Genomic DNA, 12,339 nt, shown 5'->3' on the forward strand with positions numbered 1-12,339 from the left:
CGCGTCAGCGCCGCTCATGAACTAACATTCCAACCGGACCACTCGATGGGGGCCGGCCAAGATTTTTGAGGGGTTTTTTGGAGCGGGCGAAGGGAATCGAACCCTCGTATGCAGCTTGGGAACTTCCCTTCGCCTTTATTCCCAGAAGGATCTCAAACCTCCAATTCCTTAAACGTTTCAGGCCACTGTCGGCTGCGGGGGCGCCAGCTCCTCATTTCACTCCATCGCAAATCCTCAAAAGAGGAAGCGCGAAACTGGTCACGGGCTGGTAACGCCATGTCGCGCAAACCGCGGAAGACGCCCTTCGCTCTGACCCCGGCGAAAATCGTAAAGGCCGAAGACCTGGTCCGCCAAGGGCTGCAGACGCCAGGCCTCGAATGGCGCGAGGCCGGCGGTTTCTCGATCCGCTTCTCGACCCGTGGCGGAACCTACCGGCTGCGCACGGAGACCGCTACGCCCAAGCTCGGTGAGGTCGGGATCACTCCGGGCCACGTCGCCCGACACCTGGCGCACGAATGCAGGCAAGCGCTGCGCAGCGGGCGGGACCATAACGCCTATGTCCGCGTCTACACCGAAAGGTTCGAGGCCGGCGACGGCCACGACGCGGCCCACATCGAAGCGCTCCGGGTCTCCTCCGGCAAAAGCGGCGCGATCTCGTCCGATGCGATCTGGACCGTCGCGGAGCTCAGCAAGAGTTTCGTCGACTACAAGGTCAAGAACGTTTTCAAGGACGGGCGATGGGCGACGAGATTTCCTCGGCTTTTCGACGATCCGGTGTTCGACCCGATCCGCAACAAGAAGGTGTGCGACGTCGGTCACGCGGATCTGTTCGCCATAAGGCGGGCTCTCGTCCCCACTGGGGAAAAAGGGGGAAGTCGCGCCGTTGTCCTTGTTCGCTACATGGTCGGCATGTTCGATCATGGGCTGGCCAACGAAGCGGATGTGTGCGGATTGCTCGGTCGCGATCCGATCTGGCGCGCCGTGACCGTCGAGGCCGAAAACAATCCTCGCCGCCGCGCGCCGGAGCCCGTCGAACTCGCCCGGACGCTCCTGATCGTAAAGCAGCATGCGGCGCGCGAAGATGGCGTCGTCGTGGCCTCGCTCACCTTGCAGACGCTGCTGCTGTTCGTTTTCAGCACAGCGCAACGGACCGGCGCGGCGGCAAAACTGCGTCGAGAAAATCTGCTCGCCTATCCAGGCCGAGCCGACTGGCGCATTGCGCATTTTCCCGGGGCTCAGATGAAGGGCCTCAAAGGAAAGACGCTCGCGCACGCCGTCCCTGTGGCGCCGTCCATGGTCCGGGCGATCGAGCATATGTGGGCTGAAGTCGATCCGCAGTCCAAGAGCCAGTTCGTCTTCCCCGGGCACCGCGGCGCCGGCCCACGAGCCGCCGCAGGGCTCAACGGACTGTTCAGGCAGCTTCGAGGCGATGCGGACGACCGCCGACCGGCGCCCAAGACGTATTATGAGGGCAAGCCTGGGCCAAAGCCGCGCCCACCGCGCAAGCGCAAGCCGATCGACCTGCTGGAAACCTACTTGCGAGAATTGAAGTCGCACCCCGACGAGCAGACCGATTTTACCCCGCACGACGCTCGAAGGGGGTTCACGAACTTTCTGTCTGAGCGGGGCCTCGGCGGGGCGGCGTCGGCCGTCCTGGCGCATGCGCAGGGCGATAACCACAAACAGTTCGTGGAGGAGAGCGCCGAGGAGCAGATGGCGAGGACCACGTCCCGGCACTACTTCACGAGCCAACGCATTGAGCTCAAGACGAAGGGCGTCGAGCTGTGGACCGCAGCGCTCGATGAGGCGCTCGTCGCAGAAGCCGACCGCGTTCAGGAAATCGGGCGCGCGATCGCGTAAGCCCAGCTGATCCGCGCGACGAACCCGTCGCGCGCCCGGGCGCCGAAACCGGCGCCGTCGCTCTTCAGGAGCGAACCAGTTGTCCAACCGCAAACAGCCTGCCGCCAGGCCCGCATCCGTGGACCAAAGCAGGATCGTATTGAAAAAAATGATCGATAGAGATCTGCACAACGCGGACAAAAAGGGCAATAATGCCGAGATTCCAAACGGGTTAAGGAGGATTGTCGTAGCGCTCGGAAAACTCGGAAATTAGGTGTTGTGCAATTTCCACCCATGTGCTACATGTGGGTTGGTCAGGCTGGGGATGTGCACGCGCAGCCTCTGCCGATGCTTCGACCCGCCAACCGGAAAGAGGTGACCTTGGCCAACAACCACAACGTCGTGCCGTTCGCGCCCAAGCCCGTTCAGGCCTCGCCCGACAAGGACGACGCCCGCGCGCAGGGCGCCCACCCCGTCGGCGCCACGGCCCCGCGCATGGAGCTGACCAGGCTGGTCAGCCTCATCGGCGGCGAGATCGGCCCGGAGCTCTGCAGCGCCTGCCGCTGCGCCGTCTGCGGGGACCCCGTCGAGCCGTACGAGGAGCTCGTGCTGGAGCACCTGGCCTCGTAATCTGACTGTCCGGCGCAGCGCTTTCTGAGGCGCTGCGCGTCGAAACTGACTTCAGCGGACCGGCGCAAGACGCCGGTCCGCCAATCGTCGTGTGCGTTTCTTCACATCGGCCGCCGGGGATCCCGGCGCTCTTCGCACCTCAACCGTCCGAGGACCGATTGTTCGAGAACGTCGCAATGCGCGATGACGTCGTGCCGATCGCCATCAAGTCCTTTTCGCCGCCGCGTCTCATGATGCGCTGCGTGCCCGTGCGCGACTTCTAGCGCGCTTTCGAGACGCTCCGGCCCCGAGCCGCCGCGTCGCCCTTCATACGAGTTCGAACGCGAGCAGCGCCGGCGCAGCCGGCAGCTGATCGCCCGCGATCCTTCAGCATCTGCTCGCCCGCTGCGGGTGAGAGCGCTCGCGATCGGCGCAACGCCGACGTGTCCTTTTCAACCAGCCATGAGGCCCAGAATGTCCAACAGCAAGACCACCATCACCACCGAGGCCGAGACCTCCAGGATCGCCCGCGCCAAGGGCGCGACCGCCAAGATCGGCCGCGCCGCGCGTAAGGCCGCCCCGGCCGAGGCCGTGTCCGCGTCGCCGGCCCCGAAGGCCAAGCGCGGCAAGGCCGTATCGCCCAAGGCGGCGGCCGCGCCGGTCGTCACGGAAGAGGTCGTGCCCGCGCCGGCCCAGAAGGCCAAGCGCGCCAAGGCCGCGTCGCCCAAGGCGGCGGCTGCGCCGGTCATCCCGGCCGAGGTCGAGGCCGTGGCGGCCCCGAAGGCGAAGCGCGGCAAGGCCGTGTCGTCCACGGCGGCGGCCGCGCCGGTCATCCCGACCGAGGTCGTGCCCGCGCCGGCCCCGAAGGCCAAGCGCGGCAAGGCCGCATCGCCCAAGGCGGCGGCTGCGCCGGTCGTCACGGCCGAGGTCGTGCCCGCGCCGGCCCCGGAGGCCAAGCGCGGCAAAGCCGCGTCGCCCAAAGCGGTGAAGCTCAACGAGGCCGTCACCTCCGTGTCGATCAATCCGGTTTCGACCTGGTCGCCCTCGAGCGAAGAGCCGGCGGGCGAGGAGGGCTCCGCCCCCAAGTCGAAGCTCGATCGCGCCAAGGGGGCGAAGAGCCGCGTCGGCCGCAACAAGCCCACGAAGGGCCCCGAGACCGACACGGGCGCGTCCGGCGACGGCGAGATGATCGCCCTGCTCGAGAGCGTCGAAAAGCCGTGGTCAGACCTCGTGGTGACGGCGCTCACGGAGGAAGAGAAGAAGAGGCAGTTCAAACGCGCCGTCGGTTACCTGCGATACTCGACTCGCGGCCAGTCGCCGAACTCGCTGGTGCGTCAGGCTGAGCTCATCCGCCAATACGCGGCCGCGCATGGCATGACCGTGGTGGCGATCGTTTCAGACATCGCCACCAGCGGGACGCTCGAGAAGCGTCCGGGTCTCGATGAGGGGCTCGTCATGCTCGCCGACAAGCACGCTGACGTCCTGATCGGCGAGGATTGCGATCGCTTCGCCCGCAAGCATTCGATCTTCCCGAACCTGTTCGACAAGGTCAACGACCTCGGCGGGCAGCTCTGGACCGTGTCTAAAGGTCATATCGCCGATGGCACGACGGCCAATCTCTACGGCGCCATCGCCGCCGAGGATCGCCTTAGGACGGTTTCCCGCCTGTCCGCCGGGTTGCGCGTGTCCATCAATCATGGCCGCCGCATTCCCTATCTCGGCTATGGCTATGATCCCGGCGCCGAGAAGGGCCTCTGGCAGATCAACGAGGAGGAGGCCGGCCATATCCGCAAAATGTTCGATATGGCCGAAACCGGCGTCAGCCACCACTATATCGCGATCGTTATGAACCAGCAGGGCTTGCGCACCCGCAAGGGTCATCCCTGGCGATCGACGACGATCCGCAAAATGTTGTGCAACCCGATCTTCTCGGGCGTCTACCTGTTCGGCCGGAAAGGCTACCGTACCACCGCCGGCGCTCGTCCCACGCTTGTCGTCGAGTTCGAACAGCTGGCGATCATTTCGGCCAAGCAGTTCGCCGCCGTCGCCTGGCGCCTGAGCCAACGCGCCAGGGAGCGCAAGGTCAAAAACGCCCCGCGCGTCCAGTACACCGCTCATTTCCTGGACCGTCGCGTGACATGCGACGCGTGTGACCGCCATATGTATGCCAAGACCCGCCAGAGCGGCCCGGCTTATCGCCGCAGCCTGGAGTGCAGGGGTGGGGACGGGCTGTTCATAGCGGGCCACGGGCTCGAGGAAGGTATCGTGCGTGGCGCGGTGCTGGACTGCATCGAACGCAGGCTGCTGACCGACGAGGCGAGCGAACTGTTCGACGCCGAGCGCGCCGCCCGTCGCGAAAGGGAGCGCCGCGCCCTCGGCAAGGAGAAGATCTCGTTGTCGCTGCAGCTTCAGTCCGCCGAGGCGAAGGCCGACGCGTCGTTCGAAGACGGCTGGATGATCGGAGCGAGCGAAGATCGCCGCATCCGCAAGCGCATCGAGCTCGAGGAGAAGGTCACGGAGATCCGCGACCTCATCAATCAGCTCAGGCTCCGCGAGAAGGCCTTGCTCGCCGCCGACGAGAACCGCGAGACGCTCGCCGAGCGTTTCACGCGCTTCCGCGAGGAAGGCTCGAGCCTCAGCTCGCAGGCCGCGTTCGAGCTGGCGCATGCGCTGCGCTCGGTGCTCGTCGGGGTCAGGGTTTCGTTCGATCGCGAGAACGGGGCCTACGACCTGCGCATCGAGCTCGCGCCCGACGGCGGCGCCGACTTGATGGGGGCGGCGCCCCAGGAGACGGTGGTTGAGTATCGCCGTATCTACCGGCGGATCCTGCGCGATTCCGGGGATGAGTTCCTGACCCGTGTGCGCGCCGCTCTCGAAGCCGGCTGGCTCAGCCTCAGCCGTCAGGACTACCTGCGGCTCGTCGAGGCGGCCCCGGTCCTGACGACCTTGCCGAAGAGCTGGCCGGTGGAGACCCGGATCAACTTCATACGCGGGGTCCTGGCATGCGCGCTGACCGGGCTTGCCGCCACCGCCCTTGACGACCTCGTCGAAGCCGAGGGTCGTCGCAGCCGCAGCGGCGGCATCCACCAGCTGCGTGGCGGCTTCGAGAGGCTTGCTGCGTCGGGCGGGGTCGAACAGCTGCGCGATGCGCTGCTCGCACTCGACATCGCAGGCCTTCCCCGCATCGAGGGAGAGCTCATGCCCGACCGCCACAAGCTGCCGATCATGACCTGGCTCCCCGAATGGGACGCCCCCGAATGGCGGTCTCACGACGGCTCGCACGCGTTCTCAAACGATCAGGGCGATGTTGCGCCCTTCGTTTGCGACGCTCCGGGAATGCAGACGCCCGAGCCGTGCGACGGCGATTCCGAGGTCGACGAGCGCGACGTCTGGGCTCTCGCCGCCGCGGGCGACGACGACTGACGCAACACGTCAGTCGAGGTCGACATATGAGAAGGGCGGGATGATCATCCCGCCCTTTTTCGTGCCGACCGCTCTGTCGCTTTCGCCTGACACGCGCCATCGGGCTGCGGCGATCGGTTGGCGGACCCGTGCGCTGACTTGGCTCGCGCGGCAGGCGCTTTACGGCCGAGCATGCTTCGTGCCTGCTCCGCCGCCGAGCGCTGGTCGAACGGCCCGCCGTGCTTTTTGGCGTCGTACGCCCAAATGCTCAGTCGCTTCTCGAGAGGCCGGCCGAGCGCTTCCATCTCTCTCGCCAACGGCATCGACTTGAGCATGGCGCGAGCATGCCTCTCCGCCTCCTTGGACGAGCAGGCCAGCGAGACTATATCGTGCGAGAACAGCAGCCCAAGCGCCGTCAGGAGCGCGTCCCGGCACTTGGCGAGTTCGATATCGATGTCGGAGAACGGGCCGGTCGCCACGATAGCCAGCCGCTGCAGCCCGTCCCGGCTTTGCAGCGTGATGTGGGCGCCGGTCAGCTCGCTGAAGCGCTCGAGCTCCTCGAATTGAGGCATCTCGCGCAGGATGTGGTCCCGCACCGCCATTCTGAACGGCCGTGTCGTCCGATGGGCCAGCGACGGCTTCGTACGCCCGGCGCGGGCGGCGCGAGACCGTTCGATCAGCTTCTCGACCGTCATCTTGCCGCGTGCGAACAAGCGAGCCGCCGCGGTCGCGCGTCCACGGTTGAACTCACGCCACGTCCGAAGCTCCTCGACGACCGGGAGGGGCAAGGTGGACACCACAACCTTGGGAAAGGGATCTGTGGCCGCAAATTTATGAGCCGAGATCGCCCTGCGCAGATAGGCTGGGCTGACCTCGAGAACCTCGGCGAGATCCTTCGTCTTGCCGCCACGCTTGCCGAACGGCTGGGCCTCGATTTGGTCGCACGAACGCTCCGCCAGTTCGACCCAACGTTGCTCAAGCACCAAGTTTTGAGGAATTACACCATCGCGATAGGCGCGCTTTGCAGCCCGCGTGGAATAGGCCAATCCCTCATTCGACAGAATGCTGTCCAGGGCCTGACTCCCAGCGAAAATCACAGCGGCAAGCGTTTTGGCTCGCCGCAGCCAGGCAAGATAGTCCCGTCTAACCGTTGATTCAAGAGGGGGTCTGGCTTGATGGGCGTCGACGATCTCGGATGACCCTCGTCGTACGACGAGGGTCATCCGAGATCGTCGACACCACAAACCGATCAGGAATTAGAGGTTCGCCAGCCGATAGCTTTGGGCCTGAGCGTTGTGGGAACAGATCATTGAAACAGGGATTGCAGAAAGGGTCGGAGGCGTTACGGAACGCCTCGTCGGCGTGGACCGTGCTGCCGGGCTTGATCCGGCGCTCAAGCGTCCAGACGGACTGCGCCTCGCGCTCGACCACGAACGGCAGGGTGCGGCCGCCACGCTCGCGCATGATGACGACCACCGTCGTTCGCCGTTCTGGTTCTTCGCCAGCCGGCGGTCGCGCCGGTTCTCCCAGCAGGCGCTCGCGGGCTTCACGTGGCCGCCGAAATAGGCACCGTCGACCTCGATCGTGCCGGAGGCCTCGATCTCGTCCATGCCCTTTCAGAAATTGAAATGAGGAAGGTGAAAGTGGCGCCTCACGATGCGCTTCATCGCCTCGTCGAATAGCGCTCCGTCTTGAAGCGTCCGGCATAGCGTCTTGGCCGACTCGATATGATCGGAGCCATATTGATTGAAAGCGGCGGTGACGATCGCCTGAGCGTGATCGATGTCGGAGATCACTCCTTTTTCACCGTCCTTCGGCCGGAGCTTCAGCGAGAGCAAACCGAGTGCTCCCTGGACCGTTAGACCAATGCTTTCTGGCTCGTCGGATTTCAGGCAGTGATTTGCGTTTGTTAGCTCGCGGCCGAGCAAAGCCGCGACAAGGCGCGCGCCTGTATCGTGCTCACCATTTCGTCTTTCCGGGCAGTTCGGGTTCCTTTCGTTGCATTGTTGAGGATGGTGCGTGACCAAATCAATCCCCGTGCAGTGGCTGAGCGCTATGTCGTCGTCGATCATGAGCTCGAGCGCGATGGCGCGGTTTCGGCGCCAATCGACGCCGTCGAACAGCAACGGTCCGAGATGCGACATCGGATCATATCTGGTGAGAGCAGGCAGCTCACTCGAAAGGTCACGTTCGGTGATCAAGAAGCGACACGCTGGCGGACTATATTCGATGCACTCGACCCAATAAAAATGCGACTGGTCAGCGAACAGGCTCCAATTGAAACCGAAACGCACGGAACCATACCGGTAGCCATCGCGCCAATGATTGGGAGACACCCAAGACACGGTGGTGCGCGTTTTATTCAGTTCGCTCTCATCATAAACCAGGCCCCGTTTGACCCTGCCGTCCTCGATGATCCTTGTAGCGGAGAGACGATGGGTGGTGTGGTAGACCTGCGAGAGCACCGGCCAGTTAAGGTCGTCCTCGGCCTTGAAGCTGCTTCCGAACGGCTCCCACGGCGCCATCTGACCTACCTTCACACGCTACCAGAAGGCCGCACTCTGTGCGGCGGGTTGGATACTGGGATGCGATCAAAGCCATAGGCCTGCCCATGGCTTCACGTGCCACCACCACTCGATGGGCGTCAGAAACCGGATCGGAAGGTTGTTCGCAAGATGGCGCTTCCGGATGATCGTCCGCTGGTCGCATGTGCAGAAGACATCGCAATTGAAGCCAATCGCGTTTCCGATGAGTTCGCGATCATGCTCGCCTGGAAAAGCCGACAGTAGCCGTGTTTCGACGAGAGATCGACCGAGGCGGTCCGCGAAGCCGTCATTGAGAGGGCTGACGAGTTCGATCGCGTAATCGGTCAGATCCGCCTTGAACTCCTCATCAGGGGTCTTCACGATCTCATCCAGCACCTTCCGTGATGCCAGAATGCTCCAGTCTGCGCGAGCCCCGGTCTGGAATACGTGCATTAAGGCTTCGACATCGTGGCGCTTGGTCGTGTCGAGCGTGTCATCGATCGGCGCTTGCTCGAACACCTGATCGCTGTAGCGAACGAGCAGGTTGACGACGTTCGTATCGAGGAAGATGCGCCGTGGCAGGGCTTCATATGGGAAGCGAGCGCAGTCTTCGCTGTGTCGCTCCTGCGTTTGGTAGAGTACCCATTTCGCCCGGCAGGCGTCCCATCGCTCCAGTCCCACAGAGCCCCCTAAGCATGCCGTCGTCAGCCGAGACGTTCCGGGATGAACCTTGGCTTAATCAAGGACCTTGTCCCGTTTCCAATAGAGAACGCGACGGTCAGGCTGAATGCGTCTTTTTCCAGTTCCGATAGATGTCGCCGAGCTGGTCCGCGAGATAGGCGGCGAATTCCGGGGCAGCCGCAGTCTCGAACCGAAATGTCGTGGCGCTCTTCGTTGCTTTGATCGATCCGATGGGGTCGTCGTCCACCACAATGTCGGTCGCTCCAGCCACGCCTAGTCGAACTGGCTGAAGGCGTTCGAGGAGCTCTGAAAATCGCTCGTCGCTGTAGAGCGTCTGGAACATTTTCGACTTGGCGAAAGAGCGAGCTTTCTTGAGACCGTCAGGCGCTTCGAGGCAGGCGATGAGCGCCTCCCAACGTTGACGACCGGCTTTCGGAGCGGGCCCGATCGCTTCAAGCAGCTCTCTCGGCGCCCGCGAGGCGATCGAAATCAGTCGGGAGAGGTCGGCTTTGTCGACGATCAGGGCGCTCATGATCGTCTGTCGATCGAACCCTCGTTGTTCGAGCCGCATCGCGAACAGGGCGCGCTCGATGAAAGACAGATCCTTGCGGGCGGCGTTCTCCTGACCTTGAGCGACGACCAGTTCGACGTCGGACAGGGTTCGCACGATCGCACTGACCTTCGTCCCGAGCGCCGACGCCGCAGCTAGCCGACGGTGGCCGTAGACCGCCTGAAATCGTCCCGAGTGCTCTGGATGGGGCCGAACGAGGATCGGAGCCTGCTGGCCGTTCTGTCGAATGAACTCGACGAAGTCGAGATCCTGATCGAGCGTCAGCCTATCCGACACGAATGAGGGATCGATGACTTCGGGAGCGAGTTCGATCACCTCCGCCATTGGCGGCGTCGGCAGCTTTGCAGGCTTTGGCGAGCGCGCCGGTGCCTTCGAAGCGTGTGCTCGGGGATCTGCTGCCATCGACCCGGTCCTATCGCGCGCCTTCGCAGTTGGGAGCTCCCAACTGTTGGGAGCTCCCAACTCTGGCATCCTACCGTAGCGACTGTCGCTTTTCCGTTTCGGTTCCAGCAAGGAGTTCGCCGACTCCGAGACGCTGCAACTCGGCGACGCTCCCGCGGATCGATCCTGACCCTCAGCGTCCTCGTGCCTTGCCGGGGTTCTGGCTAGGCTTCGCTCTACGACGTGAACGGATTGCCCCCGGAAAATGACGCTCGGGGTAGTTGCGTAGCGTTCGGCGCCGGGCGATGATTTTGCAGAGCGTGATCAGAATGGTGACCTGGCGAGACGGTGGACGGGCGATCCTTGCGCATGCGAGACGGGCTGCAAAGGAGGTAGAGCCTTCTTGCAGAACCGACGCGGCGCGGGTGGCTCTCGTTCGCGATCTCCTTCGGGCTCGGGCAGGGACCGACGAGTTTTCGGGGCTTGCCCGCACTCTCTCGACGCTGGCGATCGACGAGCGCCACTACTGGGCGGGTGTTTTCTACACGCTCCTGCTCCCGGCGGAGCTACGACGCGAGCAGGCGGCCTATTTCACTCCGCCCTATCTTGCGTCGGCGGTTCTCAACCTGGCCGTGGAATACGGTTTCGACCTGAAGTCTGGGGCGGTCCTCGATCCAGCCGCCGGCGGCGCGGCGTTTTTGTCGACGGTCGCGGCGCGAATGACGTCCTACGGCTCCGATCCGAACGATGTCATGACGCGGCTTTCTGGCGTGGAGATCGACCCAGGCCTGGCCGAAATTTCGCGCGCGCTGATTGCTGAACGTCTCGGCCTTGGAGCGCGCGCCTCGATCGACGTTTCGGTCGGCGACGCATTGCGCCGCGACTGGGAACCCAAATTCGACCTGGTGATCGCCAACCCGCCTTACGGCCGCGTCAGGCCGGCTGCGCTGCTTGGCGAACATTGGAAGAAGGTCGCCCACAGCGGCAACATCAACAAATACGCCCTGTTTGTAGAATTGTGCCTGCGGGCCGCAAAGCCCGGATCGCTGACGGCGCTGGTCATTCCGTCGAGCTTTCGAACCGGCCCCCTCTACACGAAGCTTCGCGGCTTTCTGCGAGATGAGGCGCAGGTGCTGTGCGTCGCCGATGTCGGCCCTCGCGACGAGGTCTTCGCCGATGTGGCTCAGGACGTCAGCGTATTGCTGCTGCAGAAGGCCGGCGATCTCCAACAATCCGACACGCGGTTCTGCGCCATCAGCGCCTCGGCCGGCGTCACCGATATCGGCGCCTACGCGCTTCCCCAGGATCGCGAAGATCCCTGGCCATGCCCGACCCTGAACCTGATGCCGCGGGGCGGGGCGACCATCGCCGACTACGGCGTTATGGCGAGGGCGGGCTACTTCGTCTGGAATCGCGAGGGCGAACGACTCCGGGAGTCGGGTGAGGCGGACGCTTATCCGCTGATTTGGGCCAAGAACGTAAAGCCGGGCAGCCTCTGTCAGCCATTGGGCAAGACCGGCAAGGGAACGAACTTCGTATCGTTTTCGGCGCATTCGCCGTCGATCGTTCGTCAGCCGGCGGCCGTGCTCCAGCGAACGACCAACAACAAGCAGCCTCGGCGTCTTGTGGCGGCGGTGGTCGATCCGGCCGTCTATGCGCGATGGGGCGGCTTCGTTTCGGAAAACCACACCATCGTTCTGATCGGCGAGCGACAGAGCGACGTGGCCCTCGTCTGCGAACTCCTCAACACCGCTGCGGCCGACGCGCGCTACCGCGCCCTGTCCGGAACGTCGGCCATCTCGGTGCAACTGCTGAGGATGCTGGATCTGCCTTCGCCAGATCGTCTGCTTGCGGCGAAGAAGCTGCATGCCGATCCGGAACGAGCAGCAGTCCTGGCCTACGAGGGATCAATCCCTCAAACCGCGGATCGCCATGTCGCGTGATTGGGATGACCGCAGGCGCGACAAGCGCGTCGGGCTGCAGGAGCGCCGCGACCGCCAGCAGGCGTCGGCCGACCTGAAAAGCCAGCTCGCCCGGCAGATGGCGGAGACCGCCGCCAAGCGAACGGCCGCAGTGATGCTGCCGCCGCGCCCGAGCAGGGATGTCGATCTCTATCTCGACGCGCTTGGCCGGCTCCCGCTGCATCAGGTCGGAGCGCAGCAGCCGCTGGAAGTCGCGGTCGCCTATCGCAAGCTCGTTTCGCTCATCGCCAGAGCGGCGAGCGAAGGCGGCCGTCGCACCGTGATGTTCTGGCCTGCTGCGGAGTTTTCGCTGGCGGCCGGCGCGGTCCTGACATGTCTGGCCGACAGCCTGGCTTCGACTCCGATCGAG

9 protein-coding genes and 1 pseudogene are annotated in these 12,339 nt (G+C 64.2%); 4 read left to right on the forward strand and 6 right to left on the reverse strand.

What is annotated here, in order from left to right:
* The first annotated feature begins 276 nt into the window (after window positions 1–276).
* Together ACFOWB_RS25325 and ACFOWB_RS25330 are read left to right on the forward strand one after the other, a co-directional pair.
* Window positions 277–1,860, forward strand: a complete 1,584-nt coding sequence (locus ACFOWB_RS25325) for a hypothetical protein (RefSeq protein ID WP_378150118.1) — start codon at window positions 277–279, stop codon at window positions 1,858–1,860.
* Window positions 1,861–2,220: 360 nt separating this feature from the next.
* Window positions 2,221–2,469, forward strand: coding sequence for a hypothetical protein (locus ACFOWB_RS25330; RefSeq protein ID WP_378150120.1), 249 nt, complete (start codon window positions 2,221–2,223; stop codon window positions 2,467–2,469).
* Window positions 2,470–2,900: 431 nt separating this feature from the next.
* On the opposite strand, the gene ACFOWB_RS25335 is transcribed toward ACFOWB_RS25330, so the two are convergent.
* Window positions 2,901–3,533 (reverse strand): hypothetical protein, encoded by a 633-nt coding sequence (locus tag ACFOWB_RS25335; RefSeq protein WP_378150122.1) that lies wholly within the window; start codon window positions 3,531–3,533, stop codon window positions 2,901–2,903.
* A 100-nt stretch (window positions 3,534–3,633) separates the two neighbouring features.
* Here ACFOWB_RS25335 and ACFOWB_RS25340 point away from each other — a divergent pair, with 100 nt between their 5' ends.
* Entirely contained in the window at window positions 3,634–5,871 is a 2,238-nt protein-coding gene (locus ACFOWB_RS25340; RefSeq protein ID WP_378150124.1) for a recombinase family protein, read from the forward strand.
* Between the two features lie 44 nt (window positions 5,872–5,915).
* Here ACFOWB_RS25340 and ACFOWB_RS25345 read toward each other — a convergent pair whose 3' ends face one another.
* The 5 genes and pseudogenes from ACFOWB_RS25345 to repB all read right to left on the reverse strand — a co-directional run bounded on the left by ACFOWB_RS25345 (window position 5,916) and on the right by repB (window position 9,951).
* Window positions 5,916–7,073 (reverse strand): hypothetical protein, encoded by a 1,158-nt coding sequence (locus ACFOWB_RS25345; RefSeq protein ID WP_378150126.1) that lies wholly within the window; start codon window positions 7,071–7,073, stop codon window positions 5,916–5,918.
* 127 nt (window positions 7,074–7,200) lie between these two features.
* Window positions 7,201–7,445: pseudogene (locus ACFOWB_RS25350) on the reverse strand (transposase); the annotation flags it as partial.
* Window positions 7,446–7,466: 21 nt separating this feature from the next.
* Window positions 7,467–8,375, reverse strand: a complete 909-nt coding sequence (locus ACFOWB_RS25355; protein ID WP_378150128.1) for a hypothetical protein — start codon at window positions 8,373–8,375, stop codon at window positions 7,467–7,469.
* Between the two features lie 66 nt (window positions 8,376–8,441).
* Complete coding sequence (locus ACFOWB_RS25360; protein WP_261402118.1) at window positions 8,442–9,056, reverse strand: hypothetical protein; 615 nt, start codon at window positions 9,054–9,056, stop codon at window positions 8,442–8,444.
* 97 nt (window positions 9,057–9,153) lie between these two features.
* On the reverse strand, window positions 9,154–9,951 hold the full coding sequence (repB, locus tag ACFOWB_RS25365; RefSeq protein ID WP_261402119.1) for a plasmid partitioning protein RepB: 798 nt from the start codon (window positions 9,949–9,951) through the stop codon (window positions 9,154–9,156).
* A 482-nt stretch (window positions 9,952–10,433) separates the two neighbouring features.
* Here repB and ACFOWB_RS25370 point away from each other — a divergent pair, with 482 nt between their 5' ends.
* Window positions 10,434–11,951 (forward strand): HsdM family class I SAM-dependent methyltransferase, encoded by a 1,518-nt coding sequence (locus ACFOWB_RS25370; protein ID WP_261402120.1) that lies wholly within the window; start codon window positions 10,434–10,436, stop codon window positions 11,949–11,951.
* Window positions 11,952–12,339: the final 388 nt, after the last annotated feature.

Origin of the sequence: Chenggangzhangella methanolivorans (genome assembly GCF_042648545.1) — a bacterium.
Taxonomy (GTDB): Bacteria; Pseudomonadota; Alphaproteobacteria; order Rhizobiales; family Methylopilaceae; genus Methylopila; species Methylopila methanolivorans.

Excerpts from the sequence above, each read along its gene's own strand:
- ACFOWB_RS25345 (WP_378150126.1), bottom strand. The coding sequence starts at position 7,073 with ATGACCCTCGTCGTACGACGAGGGTCATCCGAGATCGTCGACGCCCAT.
- ACFOWB_RS25340 (WP_378150124.1), top strand. The coding sequence starts at position 3,634 with ATGATCGCCCTGCTCGAGAGCGTCGAAAAGCCGTGGTCAGACCTCGTG.
- ACFOWB_RS25355 (WP_378150128.1), bottom strand. The coding sequence starts at position 8,375 with ATGGCGCCGTGGGAGCCGTTCGGAAGCAGCTTCAAGGCCGAGGACGAC.
- repB (WP_261402119.1), bottom strand. The coding sequence starts at position 9,951 with ATGGCGGAGGTGATCGAACTCGCTCCCGAAGTCATCGATCCCTCATTC.
- ACFOWB_RS25325 (WP_378150118.1), top strand. The coding sequence starts at position 277 with ATGTCGCGCAAACCGCGGAAGACGCCCTTCGCTCTGACCCCGGCGAAA.